At 69.7% G+C, this 26374-nt stretch carries 22 protein-coding genes and 1 tRNA gene; 3 read left to right on the forward strand and 20 right to left on the reverse strand.

The features are described 5' to 3' along the window. Nucleotides 1-83: 83 nt before the first annotated feature. From UUA_RS13825 to UUA_RS13835, 3 genes are all read right to left on the reverse strand, one after another. Nucleotides 84-2312 carry a DUF5916 domain-containing protein gene (locus tag UUA_RS13825; RefSeq protein ID WP_008437931.1) on the reverse strand — a complete coding sequence of 743 codons (2229 nt, stop codon included), beginning with the start codon at nt 2310-2312 and terminating at the stop codon, nt 84-86. Between the two features lie 163 nt (nt 2313-2475). Next, nucleotides 2476-2805 (reverse strand): hypothetical protein, encoded by a 330-nt coding sequence (locus UUA_RS13830; protein WP_008437933.1) that lies wholly within the window; start codon nt 2803-2805, stop codon nt 2476-2478. Nucleotides 2806-2838: 33 nt separating this feature from the next. Then, nucleotides 2839-4203, reverse strand: coding sequence for a tryptophan--tRNA ligase (locus UUA_RS13835; protein ID WP_008437934.1), 1365 nt, complete (start codon nt 4201-4203; stop codon nt 2839-2841). A gap of 140 nt (nt 4204-4343) precedes the next feature. Between UUA_RS13835 and UUA_RS13840 the strand changes: the two genes are divergently transcribed. Then, nucleotides 4344-4673 (forward strand): YegP family protein, encoded by a 330-nt coding sequence (locus tag UUA_RS13840; protein WP_008437935.1) that lies wholly within the window; start codon nt 4344-4346, stop codon nt 4671-4673. A gap of 51 nt (nt 4674-4724) precedes the next feature. Here UUA_RS13840 and rocF read toward each other — a convergent pair whose 3' ends face one another. The 7 genes from rocF to UUA_RS13875 form a co-directional block, all read right to left on the reverse strand. Further along, entirely contained in the window at nt 4725-5639 is a 915-nt protein-coding gene (gene rocF, locus UUA_RS13845; protein ID WP_008437936.1) for an arginase, read from the reverse strand. A gap of 718 nt (nt 5640-6357) precedes the next feature. Next, nucleotides 6358-6597, reverse strand: a complete 240-nt coding sequence (locus UUA_RS13850; protein WP_008437937.1) for a hypothetical protein — start codon at nt 6595-6597, stop codon at nt 6358-6360. 201 nt (nt 6598-6798) lie between these two features. Next, nucleotides 6799-7050, reverse strand: coding sequence for a hypothetical protein (locus UUA_RS13855; protein WP_008437938.1), 252 nt, complete (start codon nt 7048-7050; stop codon nt 6799-6801). A gap of 182 nt (nt 7051-7232) precedes the next feature. Beyond that, nucleotides 7233-7308 (reverse strand) — tRNA-Thr (locus UUA_RS13860). A gap of 39 nt (nt 7309-7347) precedes the next feature. Continuing rightward, on the reverse strand, nt 7348-8037 hold the full coding sequence (locus UUA_RS13865) for an SPOR domain-containing protein (protein WP_008437940.1): 690 nt from the start codon (nt 8035-8037) through the stop codon (nt 7348-7350). A 46-nt stretch (nt 8038-8083) separates the two neighbouring features. After that, entirely contained in the window at nt 8084-8827 is a 744-nt protein-coding gene (locus UUA_RS13870) for a type III pantothenate kinase (protein ID WP_008437942.1), read from the reverse strand. After that, the gene (locus tag UUA_RS13875) at nt 8824-9813 is read right to left on the reverse strand and encodes a biotin--[acetyl-CoA-carboxylase] ligase (protein ID WP_008437946.1); all 990 of its coding nucleotides are present in this window, start codon (nt 9811-9813) and stop codon (nt 8824-8826) included. Before UUA_RS13875 ends, UUA_RS13870 begins: the two co-directional genes overlap by 4 nt. Before the next feature lie 188 nt (nt 9814-10001). Between UUA_RS13875 and UUA_RS13880 the strand changes: the two genes are divergently transcribed. After that, complete coding sequence (locus UUA_RS13880; RefSeq protein WP_008437947.1) at nt 10002-10331, forward strand: hypothetical protein; 330 nt, start codon at nt 10002-10004, stop codon at nt 10329-10331. A gap of 11 nt (nt 10332-10342) precedes the next feature. After that, nucleotides 10343-11137 carry a M90 family metallopeptidase gene (locus UUA_RS13885; RefSeq protein WP_008437948.1) on the forward strand — a complete coding sequence of 265 codons (795 nt, stop codon included), beginning with the start codon at nt 10343-10345 and terminating at the stop codon, nt 11135-11137. 39 nt (nt 11138-11176) lie between these two features. Here UUA_RS13885 and UUA_RS13890 read toward each other — a convergent pair whose 3' ends face one another. The 10 genes from UUA_RS13890 to UUA_RS13935 form a co-directional block, all read right to left on the reverse strand. Then, a complete protein-coding gene (locus tag UUA_RS13890; protein WP_008437949.1) occupies nt 11177-12598 on the reverse strand; it encodes an ATP-binding protein in 1422 nt (473 codons plus the stop codon). After that, entirely contained in the window at nt 12564-13256 is a 693-nt protein-coding gene (locus tag UUA_RS13895; RefSeq protein WP_008437950.1) for a response regulator transcription factor, read from the reverse strand. Before UUA_RS13895 ends, UUA_RS13890 begins: the two co-directional genes overlap by 35 nt. Next, nucleotides 13256-13579 carry a PepSY domain-containing protein gene (locus UUA_RS13900; RefSeq protein ID WP_008437951.1) on the reverse strand — a complete coding sequence of 108 codons (324 nt, stop codon included), beginning with the start codon at nt 13577-13579 and terminating at the stop codon, nt 13256-13258. Before UUA_RS13900 ends, UUA_RS13895 begins: the two co-directional genes overlap by 1 nt. Before the next feature lie 83 nt (nt 13580-13662). Beyond that, nucleotides 13663-14646, reverse strand: coding sequence for a tRNA dihydrouridine(20/20a) synthase DusA (gene dusA / locus UUA_RS13905; protein WP_008437953.1), 984 nt, complete (start codon nt 14644-14646; stop codon nt 13663-13665). A 61-nt stretch (nt 14647-14707) separates the two neighbouring features. Next, on the reverse strand, nt 14708-16237 hold the full coding sequence (locus tag UUA_RS13910) for an esterase/lipase family protein (protein ID WP_008437954.1): 1530 nt from the start codon (nt 16235-16237) through the stop codon (nt 14708-14710). Nucleotides 16238-16282: 45 nt separating this feature from the next. Next, nucleotides 16283-17914, reverse strand: a complete 1632-nt coding sequence (locus UUA_RS13915; protein WP_008437955.1) for a DUF6519 domain-containing protein — start codon at nt 17912-17914, stop codon at nt 16283-16285. Between the two features lie 10 nt (nt 17915-17924). Further along, nucleotides 17925-20159 (reverse strand): hypothetical protein, encoded by a 2235-nt coding sequence (locus tag UUA_RS13920; protein WP_008437956.1) that lies wholly within the window; start codon nt 20157-20159, stop codon nt 17925-17927. Next, nucleotides 20156-23278 (reverse strand): putative baseplate assembly protein, encoded by a 3123-nt coding sequence (locus tag UUA_RS13925; RefSeq protein ID WP_008437957.1) that lies wholly within the window; start codon nt 23276-23278, stop codon nt 20156-20158. Before UUA_RS13925 ends, UUA_RS13920 begins: the two co-directional genes overlap by 4 nt. After that, nucleotides 23275-26013, reverse strand: coding sequence for a putative baseplate assembly protein (locus tag UUA_RS13930; protein ID WP_008437958.1), 2739 nt, complete (start codon nt 26011-26013; stop codon nt 23275-23277). Before UUA_RS13930 ends, UUA_RS13925 begins: the two co-directional genes overlap by 4 nt. Continuing rightward, nucleotides 26010-26369: a GPW/gp25 family protein gene (locus tag UUA_RS13935; protein WP_008437959.1), complete on the reverse strand. Its 360-nt coding sequence runs from the start codon at nt 26367-26369 to the stop codon at nt 26010-26012. Before UUA_RS13935 ends, UUA_RS13930 begins: the two co-directional genes overlap by 4 nt. Nucleotides 26370-26374: the final 5 nt, after the last annotated feature.

Below are 26374 nucleotides of genomic sequence, written 5' to 3' on the forward strand. Positions count from 1 at the left end.
CATGTGCAAGCGCGCCGGCCATCCCGTCGAGAGGCGCGACGGCTTGCGCGGTGACGCCGGCGGCGGCCTGCCGCCGGAACCGGCTAGATGTCGAATCGGTAGCTCAGTTTCACCAGCCACTGCTCGTCGTCGCGCAGCGCGAGGCTGCGGCCGAACAGGTCGCCGGCGTCGCGCGTCTGTTCGTCCATGGCGTAGCCGCCGCGGCCGTAGACCACGTACAGGTACGACAGCGGCGCCAGCTCGTAGCGGTAACGGATCTGCAGGCCGAGGTTGCGCACGGCGAAGTCGTCGACCTGATCGTTGCTGGCGGCGGCGCGGCCGTTGGCCTGCACCCGGTAGCCGCCGCGCACCTGCGCGGCCAGCCCGAGCGCCTGCAGCCGCACGCGCAGTTCCTGGCGGCTGTCGATGCTCCAGTCGAAGCCGGCGTCCAGCTGCAGCGTGTGTTCGTCGTAGCGGCCGACGAGGTTGTCGTGCTGCCACACCAGCCAGTCCGGCGCGTGCTCGTAGTACGGACCGGCGTAGACGCTGAAAGCGTCGTTGACGAAATAGGTCGGGATGAACTTGACGTTGTAGCCGAGCTGCCGGTTGCCGCCGAGCCCGCCGCTGAGGACTTCGGCGTCCAGCTTGAAGGCCCAGTCGCCGTGGCGCGGGCTGATGCGCTCGTAGGCCAGGTCCAGCGACGGCGGCAGGAACAGCGCGCCGTTGCCGCGCGTGAGCAGGTCGTCCCAGCCGGCGCTGTTGATGTTGAGCTGCACCACCTCGGTGGCGCCGTTGCGCAGGTTGCTGTTGCGGCGCAGGCGCAGCTGGCGGCGCAGACGCAGGCCATGGTCGTTGTCGAGCGCGTCGATGCGGAAGCGCCACTCGTGCGAGCTGTAAGCGGAGTCGGCGGGCAGCGCGGTGTTCCGCTTGCGCACTTCCCAGTGGCCGTAGTTGAAGTTGTTGCGCTCCAGGTAGCCGAAGTCGTTGACCTGCAGCTGGTCGCCGAAGTGCATGCCCAGCCACTGCTGGCGCCAGCCATCGCCCATCTCCAGGTCGGCGATCAGCGTGCCGCCGGTATCGCGCGTGTGCGTGCCCGACTGCAGGATGTCGCTGCCGATCACGTTGGTGGCGATGGTCAGCTGCGGCGTCGGCCGCCAGTGGTGGTCCACGCCGAGCACGCTGGCCTCGCGGTCCAGGAACGGTCGGTCCACCCGGGTCAGCAGCATGCCCACGCTCTGCTCGCCGAAGTCGTGGGTCACCCGCGCGGCGCCGAAGAAGCGCCCTGCCTCGCCGCCCTCGTCGGCGGCCAGCACGCCGTAGCTGGTGGTGCCGAAGCTGCCGTTGAGCTTCACCGCCGCGTCGATGCCGGCCGCGCCGCGGCCATCGTCCGACGGGCCGCCGACACGCCGCGTGTAGACCAGCTGGCTGTAATCGTCGAGCAGGCTGAAGTCGAAGATGCCCTGGTTCTCGGTGAAGAACGGTCGCTTGTCGCGCACGTAGGTCTCGGTGGCGCTGAAGTTGACCACCAGGTCGTCGCTCTCGACCTGGCCGAAGTCCGGGTTCAGCGCGGCGGTCAGCTGGAACTGGCCGTTCGGCTTCCACAGCAGGTCGGCGCCTTGCTGGAAGTGGCTGCGGCCGCGCACGTTGTCGTACAGGCCGGACATGTACGGCGTCACCGCCAGCAGCGACTGGCCGTACTGTGGCACTTCGACCCGGCTGAACTCGGACAGGAAGCGCGGCAGCGTGAAGCTGGCCGCCGGCCACGCATCGCGCTCGCCGCTCGAGCCGGTCACGCGGTCGAGATAGACGCCGAGGGTGCGTTTGCCATCGCGCGCCGTGTGCATCGGCGCGATGTACCACGGGATCAGGATCTCCACCGTCCAGCCTTCGGCATCCTCGCTCACCGCGTGGCGCCAGTTGCCGTCCCAGTCCTTGTTGAACTGGTTCTCGTTGGTGAGCACGGCATCGTTGACGCCGCCGGTCGAGCTGACCACGAAGTCGTAGCCGGTGCGCCCGTCGCCGTTGAAATCGACCATCACGTTGACGCGGTCGACCTGGTCCTCGAAGTCGCGCTGCACGCGCTGATGGGTGCGCGGCACGCCGGGCGGCTGCACGCAGCGGAACGCCACCGCCAGGCCCTGCGGCGTGGCCAGGATCCAGGCTTCGGTCGGCAGCGAGCCCGGCTTGCGGGTGAGCGGCTGGGTCTGGCGGAAGTCGCTGACGTGTTGCGCGCCCTTCCACTCATCGGCGCCAAGGTGGCCGTCGATCTCGACGGCCACCACCGGTGCCGACAGCGCGGCCATGGTAACGAACAGCAGGCATGCCAGGCGCATGTTGAAAAATTTCCGCGGGGAGGCGGCGCGGGGTGGCGCCGTGGAGGCGATGGATGGCCACGCCGGGTAACGCACAGCTTGCCGCCTGCGCGCGTCCGCTTCGACCGCCACAAGTCACGCCATGAGCGGTGACCGGCGCTCCGCCCCGAACATGCAGGCCCGCTCAGCTGCGCCGACGGCGTCCCCACAGCACATGGCGCAGCAGCATCGCCAGCACGACGACGGCGGCGAATGCGCCGTAGCCGTACAACGCCGGCAGCACCTGCTGCCAGATCGCGCCGCTGGCGCGACCGAAGCCGTCGACCGCGGGCAGCTCGACGGTGTCAAAGCCGAGCACCGCGCACTGCACCGCCGCGATCAGCGCCAGCAGCAGCGCGGCGGCATCGAAGATGCGCCGGCCGGACGTGCGCGGCAGGCTCTTCGGGTACGCCCAGTAGCCCCAGCACAGGATCAGCAGCAGCGGCGCAAGCAGCAGGATGGCGAGGTAACGCATCGGTCGATCACCCGGAAAGTGTGGCGCCGCGCCTCATGCCTGCGCGGCGAGTTGGTCCAGCGCCACGCGCAGCTGCGCCAGCGCTGCGTCGCGCGCCTGCTCGTCGCGGTAGTCGGGCGTGCTGGCGACCGCCTCGCCGTCCAGCTCCAGGCTCATGCCCTGCGCCTGGAGCTGCAGCACGGCCGCCGCTGCGCCCAGGCTCCTGAGCCGCTTCTGCAGCGCGCCGGCGGCCTTAGGATCGGCGAACGGCTTCGACAGCAGCAGCTCCTCGCCATCGGCGGAGAACAGCCGGAAGCGGAAGCGGCCGTCGTCATCGCGGAAGCTGGCGAAGCGCGGAGCCCGCTCCGCCTTCGCCGCGGCCTGGGCGTGCCCGCCATGCACCGGCGCGGTGGTCATCGCGCGCAGGCCCAGCACTTCGCGCAGCGCGGCCAGCTTCGGCGTGGCGATCGCGCGCGCCTTCTGCGCGCCCTGGTGCAGGGTCGCCTCGATCGCGGCGGGGTCGGCCATCAGCGCCTCGTAGCGCTCGCGCATCGGCGCCACGTCGGCCTCGATGCGCTCGTACAACGCCTGCTTCGCCTCGCCCCAGCCGATGCCGCCCAGCAGCGCCTGGCGAAACGCTGCGGTCTCGGCCTCGCCGGCGAACGCGCGGAAGATGGTGAACAGCGCCGAGCTGTCCGGATCCTTCGGCTCGCCGGGCGCGCGCGAGTCGGTGACGATGCGCATGATCGCCTCGCGCAGCTGCTTCGTGCCGCCGGCGAACAGCGGAATGGTGTTGTCGTAGCTCTTCGACATCTTGCGGCCGTCGAGCCCCGGCAGGGTGGCCACCTGTTCCTCGATCAGCGCCTCCGGCAGCACGAAGAACTCGTGCCCGTGCAGATGGTTGAAGCGCTGGCCGAGGTCGCGCGCCATCTCGATGTGCTGGATCTGGTCGCGCCCCACCGGCACCTGGTTGGCGTCGAATGCCAGGATGTCGGCGGCCATCAGCACCGGGTACATGTACAGCCCGGCGGTGATGCCGGCGTCGGCGTCCTCGCCCGCCGCGGCGTTCTTGTCCACCGCCGCCTTGTACGCGTGCGCGCGGTTGAGCATGCCCTTCGACGCAATGCAGGTGAGGAACCAGGTCAACTCGGGGATTTCCGGGATGTCCGACTGGCGGTAGAACGTGACCCGCTGCGGATCGAGTCCGGCGGCCAGCCACGTCGCGGCGATCTCCAGCCGCGAACGTTCGATGCGTGCGGCGTCGTCGCTCTTGATCAGCGCGTGGTAGTCGGCAAGAAAGAAGAACGCCTCCACGTCATCGCGCCGGCTGGCCTCGACCGCCGGACGGATCGCGCCCACGTAGTTGCCCAGGTGCGGGGTGCCGGTGGTGGTGATGCCGGTGAGGACTCGGGTGTTCATGCTGCGCCGCGCAAGGAAAAGCGCAGTCTACGACATCCCGCCAAACAGCTCGACCGGCCGGGCTGCGGCCCTTGCCAAAAAAATCACATGCGCCAGTACAGATTCCGTCGACCCCAGCCACGGCAAGGAGACCGAAGCTCATGAGCGGCAAATTCACCGTGTTTACCGGCAAGAACGGCGAGACCTATTTCAACCTCAAGGCGGCCAACGGCGAAATCATCCTCAAGAGCGAGGGCTACAGGGACAAGGCCAGCGCGCACAACGGCATCGAGTCGGTACGCAAGAACGCGCCGGACGCGGCTCGCTACGAGAAGAAGACCTCGGTCAACGGCAAGTTCCACTTCAACCTGAAGGCCGCCAACCATCAGGTCATCGGCAGCAGCGAGATGTACGAGAGCGAGCACTCGCGCGACGCCGGCATCGCTTCGGTCAGGGCGAACGCGCCGGACGCAAAGCTCATCGAGGGGTAAGCGAACCCGCCAGCGCGCGCCGAACGGCCGCGCCGGCGTCGCCAGGCCGCCTCAGCGGATCAGCGTGGACTTGCCGAACAGCGATTCGACCAGGTCCACTGCCAGCTTCGCGGTCTGGTTACGCTTGTCGAACGCCGGGTTCAGCTCGACGATGTCGAGCGACGCCATGCGGCCGGTGTCGGCGATCATCTCCATGCACAGCTGCGCCTCGCGGTAATTCGGGCCCCCGCGAACGGTGGTGCCCACGCCCGGCGCGATGCTGGGGTCGAGGAAGTCGACGTCGAAGCTGACATGCAGGTGGGTGTTCTCGTCGACGCCCGCCAGCGCCTCTTCCATCACGCGCTTCATGCCGATCTCGTCGATGTGGCGCATGTCGTGCACGCGCATGTTCGCCTCGCGCACGAGCTGCTTCTCGCCCTCATCCACCGAGCGGATGCCGATGTAGCGGAACACCTCCGGCGAGGTCGCCGGCACGTTGCCGCCCAGATCGATGAGCCCGGCCGGGCCGATCCCGCACAGGCAGGCCACCGGCATGCCGTGGATGTTGCCGGAAGGGGTGGCCTGCGCGGTGTTGAAATCGGTATGCGCATCCAGCCACAGCACACGCAGGCGCTTGCCCTCGTCGTGGCAGTGGCGCGCCACCGCCGAGATCGAGCCGATCGCCAGGCAGTGGTCGCCGCCGAGCATGATCGGCAGGCGACCGGCCTGCAGCTCCTGGTGAATGGCCGTATAGACGGCCGTATTCCAGGCCACCACCTCGTCCAGATGACGATAGCCGTACTCGGGCGGCAGCCACGGATTGAGCGGCCCCTGCAGGTTGCCGCGGTCCATCACCTTCAGCCCGCGCCGCCCCAGCTTCTCTGCCAGGTTGGCCACCCGCAGCGCCTCCGGCCCCATCGCCGCGCCGCGATGGCCGGCGCCGATGTCGGTCGGCACGCCGATCAATGAAACGGTCTGTTTGCCCATGATGCGTGGTTACCCGCCATGTGTCGCGGCGGCCGCACGGCCTGGGCCATCGCTCGCCGCCGAGGTCGGGACGGCCGCCGGCGAAGGGGACCATCTGCCACTGTCCCGAACGAGTCACCGCCGTCCCTGTGAGAAGATGCCCGCGGCATGAAGCGCCGCGAACGAGCCGAAGTTTACCGGAACGCAAGCAGCGACGTTGGCGGATCGCCGCGCACGATCACGGCGGCCGCATTCACGACCAGTGCGTCAGCTCCTGCGAAACGGCGCGCCAGTCCGGCCGGCGCAGCCCGTCAGTTGCATTCCGTCTGGCGACTTCGCGCCAGTTCGTCCTCGCGACGCGAATGCGCCCCCGGATTCCATGACACCAGTTCCCTTGCACTCCGGGACGGTGAAATGGCAGGCCTGGTAGCCCGGACGACTTTCCCCAACAGCGTCCCTGCAAACAACAACACTCCACGCCAGAAGGCGGAATGCGTAATAAGCGTTTGCATGTCAATCACCCTGGACTGCCCCTGCGCAGCCACGGCGTCGATCCTAGCAAGCTTTTACGCCACGCGCATGTTCACACGCAGCAACCGCCAGTCACCGCCGGCAGCACATCGCGAGCAGAAGCGACGCCTCGCGCGCTGGCGATATCCTGCAACAGCCCCATCCGCCACGCCGTTGGCGGTACACGGCGCGACGGTAGCCGGTATGGCAACGCAACGGATCGGCGCCGTCAGGCCGCGGCGCGGCGCGGGCTGACACCGCCCGCATAGTGCGCCAGGGCGATGGTGAATTCCGAACAGGCCAGTTCGACACTGGCCACGCAGCCGGAGCTGGCGTGTTCCTCGCGAGCCAGCCCGCGCGCCAGCCGGATCGCGCGTGCGAAGGGCAGCTTGTCATACAGCACTGCCTCCCCGCTGCAGATGCACCACATGCCGTGGCGGCTTTCCTTGATCGTCAGAACCATGCGCATCGCCGCACTCCCAGGGCCAGCGGTGCCGGAGTCCCACCCGTGCGCCCCCTGGCCGATGGATGATCGGTGACTCCGGTATTTGCCCAGTCTGCATGGGGCGGCACGCCGTGTATGTCGGCGCACACCTACGACCGATGTACGCACCCGGCCCCGCGAGGGGAAACTCGGCCGACGGCTGTTGCCGTTTGGTTGTGCCTTGGCTCAGCCCGCCTGGCAAAGGCTCTGTTGCTCGGGATGCGGCACCCAGCCATAACGGGCGAGAATGACTGGCTCCGAATACTCGCCGCGGTCAACGTCCGCCGCCTGCGCATAAACCAGCACGCCGTCAAGTTGCCCGGCCAACATCTTGCCGCGCTTGCGCGCCAGCTGTTCCATGCCGTGAAGGATGGGTTTGTCCGCGACGATATCGCCGTCCACCTCGTGAAAGCCCTGCACCACGTAAAGCGTACCCATGATGTGCCCTCGCGCGTATCCCCCCGGCGATGCCGAGCGTGGACAGGCAAAAGTAGACAGACCGCGACGATCTCGTTAAGGCCGGCGTGAAGCGTTCAGCCTGGAGCACGCGGTGACGCGATCACCACGAGGCTGCCGGCACGGCAAAGGCCCACTCAAGTGGCATGCGGATGCTTGCGAAGTGGTGCCGGCAGCAGGAATCGAACCCGCGACCTACTGATTACAAATCAGTTGCTCTACCAACTGAGCTATGCCGGCGAGGCCGGGGGATTCTAGCAGGCCGCATCGCGGGGCGGTTCAGAAGCAGCCGGTGCCGTGCGCATCGACGCCGGTGGTACGCACGCGGCTACGCCAGTCGAGGTTGCCGCCGTCGGCGACCACCAGGTCCAGCCAGTACTCGGGCACGCTCTCGCTGCGCTCGCTCATGCGCGCGGGGAAGCCGGCCGCGGTGACCTCGTCGCGGCGTTTGCGCGCATTGGCCGGGTCCTTGAACAGGCCCAGCGAGATGGTGTTGGGCTGGTCGCCGGCGCTGACCACGAAGTAGTCGTCGATGTTGCGTGCCGCCAGCTGGCGCGCCACCGCCAGCGCCTGCGCGCGGCTGCCGGCGGACGGCAGGTAGACCCACCAGCCACTGGTCTGGCTGGCCTGTTCCTGGCGTGAGCGCATGCGCACGGTCTGCGCGGACAGCGCCTGGCGCGCGCTGCGCAGATCCTGCGGAGTGGCGAACGGGCCGAGCGCAAGGCAGCTGTAGCTGAGATTGCGCGGCGGGGTCGCCGCGGCCGGGACGGCTGCCGTTGCCGCCGCCGGGATCGCCGCCGTTGCCGCGGCTGCCGGACCGGGAACCGGCAGTTCCGACAGCAGGCGCAGTTCCGTCACGCCAGGATCGCTGGGCATGCCGCCGCGGGCATACGGTTGCCCCAGCAGCAGCCAGGCGCCCACCGCGATATTCAGTGCAGTCAACAACACGAACAGCAGGCGCAGGAACATCGAACCCCCATCAAGCGGCAGCGGCCATCATTCTAGACGGACGGCGTCATGGCGCATCGGCCCACACGGCAAGGCCGCGCAGCACGCCGTCCGGACCCAGCCGTGCCGGCAGCGACAGCAGCGGCAGCAGCGACGCGGCATCGCCGCCGCCGAGGATCAGCGTCGGCGTGTCGCCCAGCCGCGCCGCCGCATGCGTGGCGAAGCGCTCGACCAGCGCGGCCGTCGCGTGCCAGCAGCCCGAGGCCACCGCATCGGCGGTATTGTCGGCCAGATCCACGATCGCGCCCGGCCGCTCCGGTCGCACCTGTGCCGTGGCGCCCAGCAGCGACTGCTGCATCAGCAGCGGCCCCGGCGCGATCAGGCCACCCAGATGCTGGCCATCCGCCGCCAGCGCGTCCAGCGTGAGCGCGGTACCGACGCCGGCCAGCACGCACGGTGCGTGGCCGTCGGCATGTGCCGCCACCATCGCCAGGAACCGATCCACGCCGAGCCGCTGCGGCTCGGCGTAGGCGTTGCGCACACCGCAGGCCTGCGCCGGAGTGCGCAGCCAGGTCGGCGCGCAGACGAACAGCTGCTGCGTCACCGCGGCCACCCGGGTTTCGCGCGCGGCATCGACCACCGATGCCGCAAGCACCCGCGTCGGCCGCGGCAGACCGGCCCAGGCCGATGCCAGCGCGGCCATCGGGTCGGCTTCCAGCCAATCCACCGCGCCACGCGCCAGCCAGCCCTCCGGCGGCGCCTGCAGCGCCCACTTCAGCCGCGTGTTCCCGAGGTCGAGCAGCAGCCTCATGCGCGGCGTACCGTGACGTCCGCGCTGTCGATCCGGCGCACGCTGCCGTCGGCCATGCGCACCTGCAGCGCGCCGCGCCCGTCCACGCCGGCGCCCACGCCGTCGATCGCGCCCAGCGCGCCGCTCAGCTGCAGCGGCTGGCCGCGCAGCAGGTCGCGGCGCGCGTAGTCGGCGCTGAACGTGGCGAAGCCGTCGCGCTCGAACTGCCGCAAGCCCTCGACCAGGGCGGCGATCAACGCCGCCGCCGCATGATTGCGATCCGGCGGCGTGCCGCCGGCGAGAGTCGCCAGGTCGCAGGCCGGCTGGCCCGCCTGTTCGCGCAGCGCCGGGGTCAGCCGCAGGTTGAGGCCGATGCCGATGACCGCCGCGCAGGGGCCCTGGTATTCGCCGCTCAGCTCGACCAGGATGCCGCCCAGCTTGCCGCCGGCGTGGCGCTCGCCTGCGACCAGCACGTCGTTCGGCCATTTCAGCCCGGCCCCGGCGATGCCCAGATGCTCCAGCGCACGCAGCACGATCACGCCGACCGCCAGCGACAACCCCGTCAACGCGGCAAAACCGGATTCGAAACGCTTGAGGCAGGACAGGTAGAGATTCAGCCCGGGCGGCGACAGCCAGCTGCGCCCGCGCCGGCCGCGACCGGCCTGCTGGGTCTCGGCCAGCACGATGCTGAAGTCCTTCGCCGCGTGGCCGCGACGCTGCAGTTCGCTGGAGGTGGAATCGAGCTCCCAATGCACCTCCAGCGCTCCCAGCGAACGCGCCAGCGGTGCCGGCAGGGCGGCACGGATCTGCCCCGCATCCAGCATCTGCAGCGGCCACGGCAGCCGATAGCCGGCCGTGCCGCGTGCCTCGACCGGCACGCCGCGGGCGCGCAGGGCCTCGACCTGCTTCCAGATCGCCGCGCGGGTCACCCCGGCCTGTGCGGCAAGGCCGGCGCCGGACAACGGCTCGCCTTCGGCCAGCAGGGCCAGCAATTGCGCCGGCTGCATCAGTCGGCCCCGCCAGCGGCAGCGGGCGAGGGACAACGTGGCGGATGGTGGGGCAGCTCGGACATCGGCGGATTCTAGCCCGCCGACCGGCCCTGCGGCACCCGCGGGCAGCTCGGCAGCACTGGTACGGCCTCGGTGTTTCTGCGACGATCGGGATCTTCGCTTGAGGGTCAGGGAGTTCGATCGCCATGCGTGCCACCCATTGGCTTATCGGTTGCGCCTTGTGCGTTGCGGGGCTGGGTGGTGCCGCGGCCACCAGCCTGGACGCCAGCCAGGACCTGGACAGCTCCTCGCACGCCACGCTCGACAACGCCAGCTCGCATGACGCCAGCAGCAGCAACAGCGGCGGCGACGTGCTGGGGCTCAACCGCGACTGCCCGCCGGCCGGCAGCAACGACAGTACCGGCAGCAGCTCCGGCAACGGCAGCACCCGTTCCGGCGGCGGCTCCTCCACGCCAACGCCGGCGCGCCGGCCGCACCTGGGCTGGCAATCGCTGCTGCCAGGCTCGATCCAGTAACGCTCGGCGTCATGCCGGGTCCATGGTGGCAATCGCTGCGGGCGCGTTTTGAGCCGGCGCCGATCGCCGATCCACTGTGGCGGCGCGCGCTGGCCGGCTGCCCGCTGGCGCGCCGGCTCGACCCCGAACGGCAGCTGCAGCTGCGTCAGCTGTCCGCCCTGTTCCTGGCGCGCAAGCACTTCCATGCCCTGGCCGGCGCCGTGCTGGATGACTACTGGCGCCTGCTGATCGCCATGCAGGCCTGTCTGCCGGCCTTGCGGCAAGGTGGCGCCAGCCTGCGCGGCTGGCGCGAGGTGCTGATCTACCCCGGCGAGTTCAAGGTGCGCCGCAGCCACCACGACGACCGCACCGGAGTGGTCACCGAGGGCGACGAAATCCGCGTCGGCGAGGCGTGGGAACGTGGCCCGCTGGTGCTGTCGCTGGCCGACGTGCAGCTGGACCTGGAGCAGCCGTGGGACGGCTACAACGTGGTCGTGCACGAGATGGCGCACAAGCTGGACATGCTCGACGGCCCGCCCGATGGCGTGCCGCCGCTGGTGGACATCCCGCGGCGGCGCTGGATCGGGCAATTCCAGCAGGCCTACGACCGCCTGGCCGCCATGCCGGCGGAGCACTGCAACAGCCCGATCGACCACTACGCCACCGAAAGCGCCGCCGAGTACTTCGCCGTGGTCAGCGAGATGCATTACTCGCAGCCGGAGCTGCTGCGCGAGGCCGAACCGGCGGTGGCCGAATTGCTGGAAATATTCTATGGCCGCTCGCCGGCCGAGGGCTGCGAGCCGGCTGGCTACTGCCGCGCGCGTTGAACGCCGCGACGGAGCATCCGCAACCGTTCCGCTGTCGCCTCAGCTCGCCGCCAGCTTCACGCTGAAGCGCGCGCCGCCGAGTTCCGGCGAACGGTCGACCACCAGCTCGCCCTGGTAGGCATGCACGATGTCCTGCACGATCGACAGGCCGATGCCGTGGCCCTGCACCCGCTCGTCGCCGCGCACGCCGCGCTGCAGCACCTTCTCGATCTGGTCCTCGGCGATGCCCGGGCCATCGTCCTCCACGCCCAGCCATAGGCCGGGCCGCTGGCGCCCGGGCTGCGGCAGCATCTTCACCACCAGCAGCACGCGGTGGCCGGCCCACTTGAACGCGTTCTCCAGCAGGTTGCCCATCAGCTCCAGCAGGTCGCCCTGCTCGCCGTAGAACACCGCGCCGTCCTCGATGTCGAATTCGCAGAGAACATTTTTGGCCGCGTAGACCTTCTCCAGGCCCTGCACCAGATCCTCGGCATGGCCGGCGATCGGCACCGCGCTGGCGAAGGTCTGCCGCCCGGAGGTGGCCGCGCGCGACAGCTGGTAGGCGACCAGCTCGTTCATCCGCCGCACCTGGTCGAGCACGCTGGCGCGGCGCGCCGCCTCGTCGCCCGCCGCTGGCGATTCCAGCTGCGAGCGGATCACCGCCAGCGGCGTCTTCAGGCTGTGCGCGAGGTCGGCCAGGGTGTGCCGGTAGCGCGTGCGCTGCTCGCGTTCGTTGGTGATGAAGGCGTTGATGCGCTCGGTCAGGCCGGTCAGCTCCAGCGGGTACTGGCTGTCCAGCTGCTCGCTGTCACCGCGCTCGACCCGGCTCATGTCGCTGGCCACCTTGCGCAGCGGAGTAAGGCTCCAGCGCAGCAGCAGCAACTGCAGCGCGATCAGCATCACGCCGAGGATCGACAGCCAGATCACCAGGGTATGGCGGAACACCGCGTTCTCTCCCTCGAGCTGGTCCTCGGTCTGCGCCACCATCACGGTGAGCCGCACCGATTTTTTTTCCACGGTGTCCAGCGCCACGCCGTAGCTGTAGTAGTAGAGCCGGCCCATGCGGGTGTCGACCGGCCCCACGAACTGGCTCTGGCCCGGTTCCAGCGGTTTCAGGAAGGTGAAGTCGCGGCCGATCGCCGAGGACGATTCCCAGTGGAAGCCATGGTCGCCCAGCGCCACCGCATACAGGCCCGAGCCCGGCCGCGAGAAGTTGGGGTTCGGCGAGGTTTCCGGCGGCAGCAGCCGGCCGTACCGGTTCACGTCGGTGCCGGTGATGTACGCGATGGTGAAATTCTCGAGCCGGTCGTGCAGCGTGCGCAGCGCGCGCGCCTTGTTGGTCTGAGTCAGGGTCAGCCCGACCAGACCGAGGAACCCGGCCAGCACGAAGGTAGTGGCGATCGCCGCGCGTGCCGCCAGCGACAGCGGGCGGCGCGGCGATCCACGCTCATTCGTCGTCGCCGTCGGTGCGCGGGATGGCAAAGCGGTATCCGCGTCCACGTACCGTCTCGATGGGTTTGAGGGTGCCGTCCGGGTCCAGCTTGCGCCGCAGGCGGCCGATGAAGACTTCCAGCACGTTGGAGTCGCGGTCGAAATCCTGCTGATAGATGTGCTCGGTGAGGTCGGCCTTGGACACCAGTTCGCCGGCATGCAGCATCAGGTATTCGAGCACCTTGTACTCGTAGCTGGTCAGGTCGACCGGCTTGCCTTCCACCGTCACCGTCTGCGCGGTGGTGTCCAGCTTGATCATGCCGCAGGCCAGGATCGGCTTCGACCAGCCGCTGGCGCGGCGCACCAGCGCGTTGATGCGCGCCAGCAGTTCCTCGACGTGGAACGGCTTCACCAGGTAGTCGTCGGCGCCGTACTTCAGCCCCTCGACCTTGTCCTGCCAGCTGCCGCGCGCGGTCAGGATCAGGATCGGGTAGCGCTGGCCGTGCTCGCGCAGCGCCCTGACCAGCTCCATGCCGGACATCTTGGGCAGGCCCAGGTCGATGATCGCCAGATCGAACGGCACCTCGCGGCCGAGGTAGATGCCCTCCTCGCCATCCTGCGCCGCGTCGACGGCGAAGCCGTCGCGTTTCAGGCGCGCCGCCAGCGTCTCGCGCAACGGCGCCTCGTCCTCCACCAACAGGATGCGCATCAGCGTTTCTCCTTGCGGCCCGCGCTCTTGGCGGGCGGGTTCTTGGTTGACTGGGCGGATGACGGATTCTTGCCCGATTCGGAGGAGACCACCATCACCCTGACGTGGCCGTCGGCGGTGAGCACCTTGATGCGGTACTCCTGCCGGCGCCCGACCCCCCGCTGCTCGGCCGACAATACCTTGCCGCCGGTCTCCTGCTGCACCTGGAGCACCGCCTGGTCCAGCGTCACCGTCGACTCGGCCGACTGCGCCACGGCCAGTCCGGCAGCGCCGGCAAACAGCGATATCAGCAGAGCATGGATGAAGTTTTTGTGCGTCGTCATGGGTAAAGTCACCGCCCCGGCAACTGCCGGTGCGGCCAGCCTAGACAATCAGGCCTGAATACTGACCGGACGGGCGGCGGCTGTCACGCCGCCGCCGCGCACGGCGCCATCGCCTGCTCCAGCAGCGCCCAGCCGGCGCCAGGCAGGTGCGCGCCCTCGCTGAGCGTGCGGCGGAACGCCCGCGCGCCCGGCTCGCCCTGGTACAGGCCCAGCAGGTGCCGGCTGATGTGCTTCAGCGCGGTGCCACGCGCCAGCTCGGCCTCCACGTACGGCCGCAGGCGCTGCAGCACGCTGTCGCGATCAGGCAGCGGCTCGCCATGCAGCGCATGCTCGAGCTGGGCCAGCAGGTACGGGTCGTGGTACGCCGCGCGGCCCAGCATCACCCCGTCCAGCCGCGTCAGGTGCGCACGCACCTGCGCCACCGTGGTGATGCCGCCGTTGATCACCACCACCAGCTGCGGAAACTCGCGCTTGAGCCGGTACACCCGCTCGTAGTCCAGCGGCGGCACCTCGCGGTTCTCCTTCGGGCTGAGGCCCTTCAGCCACGCTTTGCGCGCGTGCACCACCAGCACCCCGACACCGGCTTCCAGCATCAGCCCGGTGAATTGCTGCAGATCGGCGTAGGCGTCCTGGTCGTCCACGCCGATGCGGCACTTCACCGTCACCGGCACGCTGACCGCGTCGCGCATCGCCTTCACGCAATCGGCCACCAGCGCCGGCTCGCGCATCAGGCAGGCGCCGAAGCGGCCCGACTGCACGCGGTCGGACGGGCAGCCCACGTTGAGGTTGATCTCGTCGTAGCCGGCCTCGGCGCCGAAGCGCGCCGCCTGCGCCAGCTCGTGCGGCTCGCTGCCGCCCAGCTGCAGCGCCAGCGGGTGTTCCTGCTGGCTGTGCTCGAGCAGGCGCAGCTGTTTTCCGCGCACCAGCGCCGCACTGGTCACCATCTCGGTGTACAGCCGCGCGCGCGGCGACAGCAACCGGTGGAAGTAGCGGCAGTGGCGGTCGGTCCAGTCCATCATCGGGGCGACGCTGAGGTTCCACGGCGAGGCGGCGGCGAGATCGTTCATGCGCGTAGTGTAAGGGCAGCTTCCGCCGCGTCGACACGGACCGCCCGTCCGGCCCCGCCGATCAGCCGCCGGCCGAGCTGGCCTGCCCGGCCAGCTCGGCCGCCACCGCCAGGCGCGTCACCGCCAGGCGCAGCTGGCCCTTGAAGCCCTTCGGCGAGGACAGCGGGATCAGGTAATCGTCACCATCGCGCGCGGCCAGCGTACCGAGCGACTCGCTGGAGCGCTCGTCGGCGAATACGTAGCGCAGGTTCCAGTCATCGGCGCTCTGCGTGGCGCGGATCACCACGGTGTCGCGGAACAGGTACTCGCCTTCGACGTGCTGGTCGAGCCACAGCTTGTTGTCGATGGTGTAGCCGGTGGTCGACACCGCCAGGTCCACGCTGAAGACCATGGTGCGGCCCACGGTGATCTTGCTGGTGTCGAGGAAGGCCGAGAACAGCACCGGCGAGCGCGGCGCGGCGCGGCCGATGTTGTCCGGTCGCAGCAGCTCGTCGAAGCTGCGCAGCACCGCGCTGCAGGTGTCGCGGCGCCGTTCGGTGAGCTTGTAGTTGGCCGCGCCACGCGGCGCCACGGTGGCCTCGAAATAGTACGAGGCGCGCACCTGCTTGCCGCTGTCCTTGGCCTTCTGGATCGAGGCCGGCAACGGCAGCGCGTCGACGTCCAGCGCACCGTCCGCGCGCACGTCGCCGAACAGGAAGCGCACCAGGTTCTGGTAGCCGTCCTCGGAATTGACCACGCCGTAGGTGCCGCTGTGGCTGCGATAGGAGAACGCACGCGGCGCCTCCTGCACGGTGGCGTTTTCGATTCGCACCAGGCCGTCGCTCATCTCGCCGGCGAGCTTGCGGGTGAGGCCAAGCGCCACCTCGTAGTCGCGCTGGTTGGTGCCGACGAAACAGAAGAAGCGCCGCGGGTCGAACTTGCCGTCCAGCGTGTCCACGCGCTCCGGCGCGCCCTTCAGGCCGAGGTAACCGGCCATGGTCCTGCGGTTGAAGTTGTTCATGTCCCACAGGCCCAGCGCCGCGGGCACGTTGATGCCGGCCACCTCGATGCCGTTGTGCGGCGTGGCGTAGGTGAACACCTTGTCGACCATGGCGCGATCCTCGGGCGTACTGATCGCATCGTTCTGCAGGAAGCTGCGGCATACCAGGCCGCCCATCGAATGCGCCACCAGGTGCACGCGGAAGGCCTGCCGGCGCGCGGCGTCGTCGCCGCAGATCTGGTCGCGCACCTGGTGCAGCAGTTCCTTCAACCCCTGCGCCGCCTCGACGATGGACAACGCCTTGCCGTTGCCCAGGTCGCTGTCGGCCGGGTCGTAGTAGCGGTAGATCACCACGCTGCGCGCCTGGATCTCGCCGCTGATCTCGATGCCGTTGGTGTAGGTGTCGCGGTAGCCGTAATCCTTCATCAGCCGCACCAGCGGCGACTCGAACACGTGCCGCAGCACGGTGCCGTCCCAGGCCTGGCGCACCTTGGTGGCGCCGAGGTTGAAGCCCATGTAGGGCGTGGCGACAGTGGCCGCGATCTCGCTCGGCGTCATCGCGTAGCCGCGGACGTAGATGATCGGGAAGTACGGGGCGGTCAGCGGATCCATGGGGCCGTTTCCTCGGCAATGGGTTCATCTCGGCGGCGATGATGCTCAGGCCGGACCCGCGGGTTTCCCCGGCTTGCGGGTCTGCTTGCGCCTGGCGCTGCCCGCCGCCGTCGACTTGACCGCGTTGGCCGCAGGCGCGGCGAACAGCTTGTGGTTGGGCGTGCCCGGTACGGTCGTGGACGCGGCCCGCAGCAACTCGCACAGGCTGTCGAAGCGGCAGCAGCATTCGTCGTAGTTGCCGTCGCCGCTGGCGCCGAGCACCGCGTAGTGGTGCAGGCCGCGCGGCGGCAGTGCAGCGGGCGCGCCGTTGAGCGACGGCCAGTCGAGCTGGCCGTCGCCGGCCACGCGCGCGGGGATCAGCCAGTAGTCGCCGGTGGCGTAGACACCGCCGGGCTCGAAGGTGATCTGGATGCCGCTCTCCAGCGCGATCGCGGCGCCTTCGGCGACGACCAGCACGCCCTGCGCGTTCACCGCTTCGCGCTGGTCCCACCGGCGCAACAACGGGTGCTCGTGCGGGTCGTCGGACAGCGGCCACGGCGTGGTGTTCTTCGGCACGTTCAAGGTGACGCTGGCGTTTGCCGGGTCGATCGCGATTACCTGCAGCAGCGGGTACGCGCGCTGCCCCAGCGTGTAGCGGTCATCGACCAGTTCGACCCAGTCGTTCGCCGCCAGGCTGAGGCGGGCGTCGCGGCCGAACCGGGCCAGGGTCACCGTCAGCGTTGCGCTACCGTCGTCCGCCGTGGCGCCGGGATCGTGGCCGGTGACCGGGAACACCACCGAGCCGTTCTCGCGCGACCACCTGAAGCTCGCCGCGCCGACCGGCCCGCCCTGGTGGATCTCGACCCGGTACAGCTGGTTCTCCATGCCGCGGTAGCGCGCATCGGCAGCAATCACGCAGGGATCGTTGTCGGATTCCTGCGGCCCCAGTTCCGCGCGCAGCCGCGGCAAGGCGTACGCCGCGCGCGCGCCGAGCAGCTGGCGGAGCATCACGCAGGGCGAGGCGTTGGCCTGGCCGCCGGCGACATCCTGGCGCAACTGCGCCACCTCGGCGAGTTGCTGCTTGATCGCCGCGACGTCGGCCGGGTTGCCGGCAGTACCCTGGCGCGTCGTCAGCGCCGTGGTGATGTCGTCGAGCTGCTGCTGCGCCCGCGGCTGGTCGAGCAGGCGCAGCTGCCATACCACTTGCGCGCGCGTGGCAGTGTCGATGCCGTCCAGCGCCACGTCGGCGATGCCCGGCGCCTCCACCGCGCACAGGTGGCGCTCCCACACGTCCAGCCATAGCACGACACCGGCCGGCGGGTTCTCGAAGCCGCTCTTGCCGTCGGCTACGCCGTAGTCCGGCGTAGGCGCATTCGGTTGCTGCGCCAGCGTGCATACGGCTTCGTTCACGCACAGGATGCCGTCGACGTAGAAGTGCCCCGGCGCCAGCTGCCAGTCGGTCAACGGCAGCGGCTTGCTGCTGCCGTCCGCGTTGGTGGTGCGGGCGGTGATGGCGAAGCCCGTGCCGGCCGCCCAGCACGGGCCGACCAGGTCGCGCACCAGGGTGCGCAGCAGGTGCAGCTGGATCTGCGCCTGTTCGTTCCAGTCGGCCTCCAGCAACACGCGGCCCTGCTGTTGCAAAACCTGGCTGTAATGCAGCGCCGGGTCGAAGCTGACGCGTGCGAAGTCGCCTTTCATGGTCGATCTCCTAACTCGCTAAGAGGATGCCGGCGTCCGTGCCCGCCGGAACGTATTCGGCCAGCCGCGCCGCGAGGTTCGCCTCGCGCTGCGGCTCGTACAGGTCGTGCCAGACGCCCATCGCCGAACGGTCGGACGCGCCGCGGCGAATCTCGTCGCAACAATCGTCGGTCAGGCGCAGGTAGTGCGGCGAGCCGTAGCGCCGGCTGCGGAACTGCGGCACCACGCGCAGCGATTCATGCGCGCGTTGCGTCGCATCGACCGCGGCCAGCGCGAGATCCGGTTGGCAATGGAAGCGCCGCGGCGTGCGCGAACCCTCGGCCACGTAGCAGAAGCGCACGCAGCCCTGCTGCCGGCGCAGCACGCGCAGGGGGCTGGCGAAGATCGAGTCCTCGGCCAGCGCGATGCCGTGCGCCTGCACTTCGCCGATCACCGTGCAGCGGCGGAAACTGGCCTCGACGTAGGCCACCGCCTCGTCCGGCGCGCCCAGCGCCACACGTTCGGCGCCGGTGGCGTCGAGGATGCTGTCGCACAATTCCAGCGTCGGCGGCTCGCCGCGCCGTTCGGGGCTGATCACGGCGATCGCGCCGAGGATGCTGTGCTCGATGCGCAGCGCGGCGCGGGTGCCATCGAGGGTGACGCTGGGCTCGCCCGGGCGCTTCGGATCGCAGTCGCATTGCAATGCCCAGCCCGGCACCAGAGTGCAGTGGCGGATCAGCAGCTCGCACAGGTCGCCGTCCGCGGCGGTCTCGTCGTCCGGCCCGTGCACCTCGATGCCGCGCCCCACCACCAGCAGGCCGTCCAGCAGCACGCGGCTGCCGGCACGGCCGCCGATGCCGAGCGCGTCCGGCTGGCTGGCGCGCACGTCGAGCAGGCGCAGCACCGGCCGGGTGCGTTCGGCCGCGCGCAGCTGGATCGCCTCGCCCGCGTCGAGCTGCAGCTCGATGCTGCCCTCGTACACGCCGCTCTCGGCCAGCTCGATCACCAGCGCGCGCAATGTCGGCGTGGCCACCTTGGCTTCGACCCACGCCGCCAGCGCGTCGGCGATGCTGCCGAAGTGGCCGGCCGGCCAGGTGGCGTTCGCCGCGCGATCCGGCAGCGCGGCGTGCACCACGTAGCGCGTAGCGCCTTCCAGCTCCGGCGTGACCCGCGCGTATTCGCCGCCGCCGAGGTCGGCAGCGAAGCCGTACCGGTAGCTCACCCACACGCCGCGCTTCGGCCGCTGGTTGGCCGGGAACAGCAGGCGGCCTCGTTCGGGATCGACCGCCACGCGCCCGCGCTTCGCCTGGCCGCGCCAGCCGGCCAGGTCAGCGGGGATCAGCGCCTCGCGCGGTACCGGCACGCCCTGACCTTTCGCCGGCCAGTCCGGCGCCCACACCTGCACGCTGCGGCCGTCGCCGTAGAGTTCGGCCGACACGCTGGCGTAGTCGGCCAGCGGGCCGCGCTCGGCGAAACGCCAGCGGCGCAGCGGCAGTGGCAGGTTGCGCTCGTCGGCAATGTGGGTGGGCTCGGTTTCCGCGACCGGGCGCTGGAACAGCGGCGTGTCGTTGCCCAGCACGCTGAAGCTGAAGCACTGCGGGCCGCGCTCCTCGATGCAATACGCCGGCGTGCAGCTCACCGGGTAGCTGCGCAGGCGGCAGGCGAACACGCCCACCGCGGGGATGTTGTGGCGGCCGCGCGAATACCGGCTGCCCATGCGCCGCAGGTCGACACTGTGCTCGAACGGATCGAACACGCCGTTGGCCCAGCGGATGCGTTGCAGCCGCCCCGGATCGCGCAGGTCGGCGGTGCCGCCGCGATGCGGATGCTGGTGATCGAGATGCTGCATCCAGCCGAGCCGGCGGTAGAACTCCACCGCGCGCGCCGGCCAGCCGGCCGCGTCGCGGGAAAGATCCTCCAGCAGCGACAGCGTGCCCTTGCGCCGGCGCGCGTCGATCGTGTTGGCCACGTCGGCGCGTGGCGCCAGCACGCGGCCGAGGCCGGCGCCGCAGCGGCCGCCGTCATCCAGTGTGGCGGCCTCCGGCAGCAACGTGTAACCGAGCAGGTCGCCGATGTACGGCACCACCCAGTCGTCGCAGGTCTCGATGAACCAGTTGTCGTACAGCTGCGCAATGTTCTGCTCCAGCACGTCGGCCTGGCTCGAAAGCACGCGCAGGAAATCGCGCAGCGCATAGCCCTGCTCCGCATCGCGCATGCGGTAGACCACCGGCAGCAGGTCGTACAGACGATCCGGTTGCGCGCTCATGGCGTGGCCTCCTGCAGCAGCAACGTGTCGGGGACGTTCGGCGGCAGGTAGGCGAGCTGCGCGGGGCGTAGCGTGCCGTCGTCGTAGCGGGCGGGCAGCACTGGCACGCGTGGCGACACCGTCGCAACGTTCGTGGCGGTGGCGCGGCTCATCAACGAAGCGCCTTCATTCTGCTGGTCGCCGCCCACGCCGAAACCGGCCAGCAGGGTCGCCTCGTCGAGGCTGCCGAACGCGTCCACGTCGACCCAGGCCACGCCGCGCACTGCCTGCATGCAGGCGACCAGTTCGCTGAGGTAGACACTCTGCGCCAGCGCGCGCTGCTCGAAGCCGAACGCATCCAGCAGCGCCGCGCGCACCGTCGGCTCGACCGACTCCCACGCGAAATCCGGCAGCAGACCCACCTTCGCACTCACGGTCAGCGCCAGCAGCTCGCGCACGTCCAGTCGCACCGGCAGCGACGGATCGCCGTAGCGCCGCAGCGCCTGCAGCAGGTTGCGGTAGAGGTCGGACGACGGGTCGATCGGCGCATCGGCCGCGCCGGCGATGGTCACCTGCACCAGGCTGCCCAGCTTGATCGCCGCCGCCTTGCCGACGCCGCCGAATGTGCACGCAAAGTCAGCGTAGTCCGGCACCGATACCAGCCGGTCCAGCGCCAGCACCGCCAGCGGCACGTTGCGGCGCGCCTGGTCGCGCGTCTCCGCGTCGGCGCCGCCGGAAGCACGCAGCGGGTTGATCACCTCCTTGATGCCGAGCGGCCGGGTCGCCAGCAGGCTGACCTGCTGCGCACGCACGTTGCCCGGCGTGCCGATGCCGTTGCGATACGTCGCCACCACGTTCTCCACACCGGTAGGCGGGCGCGCACCGTGCACACCGTCGCCGAATCTCACGGTGGTCTTGCCGTCGTCGTCGGTGGCGGTGACGTAGTTGCGGTCGTTCGCGCCGACGAAGGCGAGGTTGCGCGTCTCGTGCCACTGCAGCTCGTTGACGCGCACGCTGAGCGTGCTTTGCACGCCGTCCACCGTGGACGCGGACACGTACGTCAGCGGCGGTTGCTTCAGCACGAACGCCTGCATCGGCAGGGCGCCGTTGCCGCTGCCCAGCACCTCGCGGCGGCTCTCGCCGTGGGTGGCGCGCACCACGTTGGCGCGGACCGCCACCGTGTCGCGCTGGTAGCGATAGGCAAGGCCCGCGTTGGCGAACACCAGGGTGCTGTGCACGGTGTCGCCGGGCAGCTTCACATCGGCACCCTGCTCCACCGCGGACAGCATCACCAGCTCGGCAGCGGTCACCGCGTCGGTGCCCGGCACGTCGCTGCGCTGCCCTTCCACGATCACCCAGCGCCCGGCCTTGAGGCCGTCGACGGCGGTGTCGAGGGTGAGACGGGTGGCGCTGTCGCCGGTGCTGCGCGGCAACGAGGCGTCCGTCGCCCCGACGGGGTCAGCGATCGCCAGGTCGGCCAGCGTCAGCCGTTCGCTCTGCGCGTAGACCTGAGTCGTGCGCAGTTTGCCGATATTCGAATCCCCCTTGATGCTCCAGATCGGCGTTGCGGGATCAGGATTGACCAAGGCGACCTCGGTCGTCTTGCCGCTGATGCCGTAATCGGTGCGCGGATGAATCCGTACGGCGCGTGCCTTCACCACCGTGACCGGCTCGGAAAGGTCGTCCGGCTTGACGAGTAGCAGGTAACCACCGGCCGATACGCCATCGTACGCACTGTCGAGCGACAACACGTCGTTCGTCTCGTGCTGCGGTGCCTGCTCCTCGGCGACGGAAGTCGTCGTGACATTCCCGTTGTCGCCCGGCTTCGTCTGCACCAGGCTGATCGTTTTCGGCGCGTTGTAGCCGAACAGCGACGCTGCCACGCGCAACGCGTACACGCCCTTCAGCATCGACGACGGCTTACCCTGTGGAACGCTGCTCCAGGCGCGATAGAAGGTGTCGGTCAGGCGTGGTGCAAATTTCAGCAATAGTTGCGGGCGCGTATCGCTGGCCGTATTCAACGCTGTAGCAACGCTGCGCGACAGACGGAGGCTGTTGGCCGGCTGCAGAGTCGGCGCGGCCCGCAGAGCGTCGAAGAGCGCGACAAAACCGAAACTGCTCTCGCCCGACGAAGGCGTTGTACCGAACGCCTTATCCACAGCGCTCTTGAACGCCTCGGCGGCTGGCGGCCCGTCAGGAAGCCTGTCACGCAAGCGGTACGGCTTCATGAGACCGTCGAAACTGCCACCATTGTCGGCACCCAGCAGCAGGTTCTTTCGCACCATTTTTATCAGCATCAGCCATTCGTCGGAGTTCGTTCCTGCACCGGATGAACTCCAGTTGGCGATCGCCACGTTCGCCGCCACCACGATCTGCACCGTCGCCGCATCCATCGGCTGCAGTACGACCTTGCTGTGCTGCACGGGCTGCTGCAACTCGACCGACTGCACCAGACGAACCACCTGTGTCCCGCTGGTCAGGTCGTCGCCAAACAGGAACAGCAGGCGATCGTTCGGCTTCAGGTTGTTCGCCGTGCCGGCGATCCACAGCTCGCTCAGTGCCGCGACGTTGTCCGGCGTGATGTCCGGCGGTCGCGTCAGCCGCGGCTTGAGCGCGTTCCACTCGAAGCGCGCATCCAGCGGCTCAGCGGTCTCGAAGCCCTGCATCTGCTCGCCCGGCGCGGGCACGGACTGCGCGCGCGCGCCGGCGGGAATCGTTACCGGCGGCGAATCCTTCTCCACCGTGTAGGCGAGGTAGACGCTGGCAGCCACGCCAGGGCGCAGGCGGTAGTCGACCAGCCGCGCCAGTTCCAGCACCGAGCGGCGCTCGGTGGCGGCGCGCAGGTAGCCTTCGTTGGCGATGCGCTCGGTGTAGAAGCTCAGCACGTCGGCGCCGACCGCCCAGGCGTCGATCAGCGCCATCGCCGGATCGTCGGCCTCGCGCGTGCGCAGCCCGGCCAGCGCCGGCAGCGCGGCGTCGCTCAAATCGGCCTGCATGGTGGCGTGGAAGTCGGCGTACGTACCGACGCGATAACTTAGACTGTCCAGTCCTGGCCGGTTGTACAGCGGCAACGGCGTGCCGGCGATCGCGCCGCAACCGCAGGCGCAGGCATGTTTGCCACAGGCGCTGCAGCAGCTCATCGGCCACCTCCCAGCGTGAACGCGATGCTTCCGTGGTCGGGATGGTCCGGATCGTTGTCGACCTGCGCGATCTCGCGCGCGGCCAGGTGCAGCACGCCATTCTCGGGCACGCTGGCTGTCTTGTCTTCGGCGCGAACCAGACACAACACCTCGACGTGGCCCACGCCGACAATCGACTGTGCCTCGGCCAGCAGCGCGCTGGCGTAGACCGGCGCCCCCAGCTTCAGCCGATCCGGATGAAAGAAGCCGGGCGTGCCGTCGTGGCGCAGGCCGGTACCGAAGCGGTCGCGCAGCGCGGCCTCGACGTGGGCGACGAGAAAGTCCGGCCGCACGCAGACAAACAGCGCGATCCTGAGCGGCACGTAGCAGGCGGCATGCACCTCGACGTCGTGGCCGATGCGACGGTAATGCTCCAGTTGCGCCCTGATCCGCCGCGCCAGCCCTGCCGGCAACGACTCGCGGCCCAACGGGTCGACCACCACGTCGGCCGCGTACCAGCTACCACTCCACTCCAGCGCGGCGGCGGCACCCTGCAGCTCCGGCGCGCGTGCGGCGAACATCGCGTAGTCGTCGGCAACGATCGCGCGCAGCGGGTTCGCGCGGAACGCGCCCGGCGCGTACAGCTTCACCTCGGCCAGGCTCTCCGGCACCGTGCCGCCGCTGGCCGGCAGCGGATTGCGCGGCACCAGGTCAGCCGACAACGCGCCCGACTTCAGCGCCAGCCACACGATGCTGTCGCGCCCCACGTTGCCGGCCGGGCCGTTGCCGATGCGCGGGGCGGCGCAGAAGAAATCGCCGGCCTGCGGCTGCGCGCCAAGCACGCCGTCGCCGAAGCGCAGGTGCGCGGCACCGTCGTCGTCGATCTCGACCACGACGTGGCGGTCGTCCGGGCCGCTTTCCAGCAGGTCATACTGCGGCAACCACCGCCAGCGCGGATCGGGCGTGCCGGCAACCAGCACGTCGGCCAGCGCGCCGCCGTAGACGGCGAGCTGCGGCAGCGCGCGCCGTGGATCGCGCGCCTGCAGCTGGCACACCGGCGCGTGCGGCGGCAGCGGTTCGGCCCAGGTCAACGGCGTATCCGGCAGCATGTGGCCGGTATCGGACGGCGGACGGCGCACGTCCGCCACCGCGTCGTCGCAGTGGCAGCAGCCATAGTGCGTGCTGCCCGGCACCAGCCAGCAGTCCTCGGCCAGCGTGGCGCAGCGCGTGCAGGCATCCGGCATCGCGACGAGTGCGGCGGCGAGGCCGGGGTAGTCGCCGTCGCTGCCGGTCGGCTTGCAGACGGCGGTGGACGCGCACTGGCCGCGCACCTGTTCGCCGTGGTCGACCAAGAGCACGTTGCCGCGCGCGAGGCTGACGTCGTGCAGCCACGCGCAGTCCGGCGACGGCGTGCGCACCGACAGGCACAGGTCGAACGGCAACGCATCGCAGGAATCCCATGCCACTTCCAGCAGCAGGGTGTCGTCCAGCGGATCGACGGACGTCTGGACGGCCGTGAGGCGCACCGCATGTCGGTGCGCGGGATCAGCATCGGCGGGGTTGCCGGTCTGCACGCCCAGCACTTCCTCGAAGACCAGCAGGTCGCCGGCGGCCAGCTTCAGCGCGCGCGTCGGCACGCGCGCGGCATCCATTGTCGCCAGCAACACGACGGGCGGCGTGTCCAGCGCGGGCGGCGGTGTGTCGACCAGGGTGGCGCGGGTGCTGCCGCGCGGCAGACAGCACAGCTCGTCGCCCCACGTGTGCAGACGGATTGCGCTGTGCGCGGCGACCACGTCGAACGTGGTCATGCCATCCAGCGGCATCGGCTCGTAGATCAGGGCGCCCTGCACTCGCGCCGCCGCGAGTTGGCCCGCGTCGATGATACCCGGCGGTGGATTCGCCGGCCCCGGTGGCGGCACCAGCAGCAGCAGGTTGCCCAGCTCCAGACTCAGATTGTTGCTGGAGGCCAGCGTGACGAAGGCGCGCGCGTTGCAGCCCTCGTGCATGCGGTAATCCACCAGTCGCGCATGCCGGCGCACCGAGATGCGCTTGCGCGCTGTGCCCAGATAGGCCTCGGTGGCGACGGCGTCCTGGTAGTAGCTGAGGTGGTCGGCGGTATACGCCAGCGTCTCCACCAGCGCGATGCCGAGGTCCGGCACGTGGCGTTCCTGCCATGCCGGCATGTCCAGCGCGAGGCGGTCGAGGAACAGCTGGCGGAAGCTGGCGTAATCCTTCGCCAGGTAGTTGATCTCCGGCGCAGGCGACGGCGCTTGCACGCATGGCACCTCATCGGCGCAATCCAGCGTCTTCGCACAGTCCAGCCGGAAATGCAGCGTGGCGCAGGCGTAGCGCGGATCGAAGCCGGGGTACGCCTGCCAGCTTGCCGGGTCGTTGCCGGAGGCCGCGTCCACCAGGCACAGGCAGTACGCGGTGTGGTCGCCTTCGCGGTCGAGCACCACGCGCAGGCAGGCGTCGTCGTGCAGCTCCGGTTCCAGCTCGGGATGCACGCTCAGCGCGTGCAGGCCGGTAATGCGGTCGCCGCCGCTGATGCGCACGTTCGCCACACTCAATCCCTGCGGGATGTCGCCGAACAGGTGCACGCACAGGCTGGTGCCGTCGTCGCCCACCTCGACGTAGTCGATGCCGTTGAGCGTGCCGGTCTGGCGCAGCTTGTCGCGCCGTGCCGGCATGCTGCAGGCCGGCAGCGGCGCGCAGCCGATCGTGCCGAGGCTCGCGGTTTCATGTGCGGCATTCATGGCAGGCTCCTTACGAAGCTGTCGCTGCGCATGTCGCCGCTGGCACGCACGGTGTAGCTGAGCTCGACGCGCAAGGTGGCATCCTCGCTGCTCACCGCCAGCGCGCCGACGTCGATCACGTCGCCCAGCCAGCGCTGCAGCGCCGCCTGCAACGTGAACTGCAGCGCGGCGGCCAGCTCCGGGCTGTTCGGCGCGAACACCAGCTGCAGCAGGCCGCTGCCGAAGTCGGGCCGGTTCACCCGTTCGCCCGGGCTGGTGAACAGCAGCTGCTCGATCATGCCGCGCACGTGCTCGTCGTCGCCGGTTTCCGCGACGCGGCCGCGCGGGTCGAAACGAAATGGATAGTCGATGTTCATTGGCG

This window comes from Rhodanobacter thiooxydans LCS2, from assembly GCF_000264375.1.
Lineage (GTDB): Bacteria > Pseudomonadota > Gammaproteobacteria > Xanthomonadales > Rhodanobacteraceae > Rhodanobacter > Rhodanobacter thiooxydans.

Bases quoted from the DNA above. Each gene is read 5' to 3' on its own strand.
- UUA_RS13825 (WP_008437931.1), bottom strand. From the start codon at position 2,312: ATGCGCCTGGCATGCCTGCTGTTCGTTACCATGGCCGCGCTGTCGGCA.
- UUA_RS13830 (WP_008437933.1), bottom strand. From the start codon at position 2,805: ATGCGTTACCTCGCCATCCTGCTGCTTGCGCCGCTGCTGCTGATCCTG.
- UUA_RS13835 (WP_008437934.1), bottom strand. From the start codon at position 4,203: ATGAACACCCGAGTCCTCACCGGCATCACCACCACCGGCACCCCGCAC.
- UUA_RS13840 (WP_008437935.1), top strand. From the start codon at position 4,344: ATGAGCGGCAAATTCACCGTGTTTACCGGCAAGAACGGCGAGACCTAT.
- rocF (WP_008437936.1), bottom strand. From the start codon at position 5,639: ATGGGCAAACAGACCGTTTCATTGATCGGCGTGCCGACCGACATCGGC.
- UUA_RS13850 (WP_008437937.1), bottom strand. From the start codon at position 6,597: ATGCGCATGGTTCTGACGATCAAGGAAAGCCGCCACGGCATGTGGTGC.
- UUA_RS13855 (WP_008437938.1), bottom strand. From the start codon at position 7,050: ATGGGTACGCTTTACGTGGTGCAGGGCTTTCACGAGGTGGACGGCGAT.
- UUA_RS13865 (WP_008437940.1), bottom strand. From the start codon at position 8,037: ATGTTCCTGCGCCTGCTGTTCGTGTTGTTGACTGCACTGAATATCGCG.
- UUA_RS13870 (WP_008437942.1), bottom strand. From the start codon at position 8,827: ATGAGGCTGCTGCTCGACCTCGGGAACACGCGGCTGAAGTGGGCGCTG.
- UUA_RS13875 (WP_008437946.1), bottom strand. From the start codon at position 9,813: ATGCAGCCGGCGCAATTGCTGGCCCTGCTGGCCGAAGGCGAGCCGTTG.
- UUA_RS13880 (WP_008437947.1), top strand. From the start codon at position 10,002: ATGCGTGCCACCCATTGGCTTATCGGTTGCGCCTTGTGCGTTGCGGGG.
- UUA_RS13885 (WP_008437948.1), top strand. From the start codon at position 10,343: ATGCCGGGTCCATGGTGGCAATCGCTGCGGGCGCGTTTTGAGCCGGCG.
- UUA_RS13895 (WP_008437950.1), bottom strand. From the start codon at position 13,256: ATGCGCATCCTGTTGGTGGAGGACGAGGCGCCGTTGCGCGAGACGCTG.
- UUA_RS13900 (WP_008437951.1), bottom strand. From the start codon at position 13,579: ATGACGACGCACAAAAACTTCATCCATGCTCTGCTGATATCGCTGTTT.
- dusA (WP_008437953.1), bottom strand. From the start codon at position 14,646: ATGAACGATCTCGCCGCCGCCTCGCCGTGGAACCTCAGCGTCGCCCCG.
- UUA_RS13910 (WP_008437954.1), bottom strand. From the start codon at position 16,237: ATGGATCCGCTGACCGCCCCGTACTTCCCGATCATCTACGTCCGCGGC.
- UUA_RS13915 (WP_008437955.1), bottom strand. From the start codon at position 17,914: ATGAAAGGCGACTTCGCACGCGTCAGCTTCGACCCGGCGCTGCATTAC.
- UUA_RS13920 (WP_008437956.1), bottom strand. From the start codon at position 20,159: ATGAGCGCGCAACCGGATCGTCTGTACGACCTGCTGCCGGTGGTCTAC.
- UUA_RS13925 (WP_008437957.1), bottom strand. From the start codon at position 23,278: ATGAGCTGCTGCAGCGCCTGTGGCAAACATGCCTGCGCCTGCGGTTGC.
- UUA_RS13930 (WP_008437958.1), bottom strand. From the start codon at position 26,013: ATGAATGCCGCACATGAAACCGCGAGCCTCGGCACGATCGGCTGCGCG.
- UUA_RS13935 (WP_008437959.1), bottom strand. From the start codon at position 26,369: ATGAACATCGACTATCCATTTCGTTTCGACCCGCGCGGCCGCGTCGCG.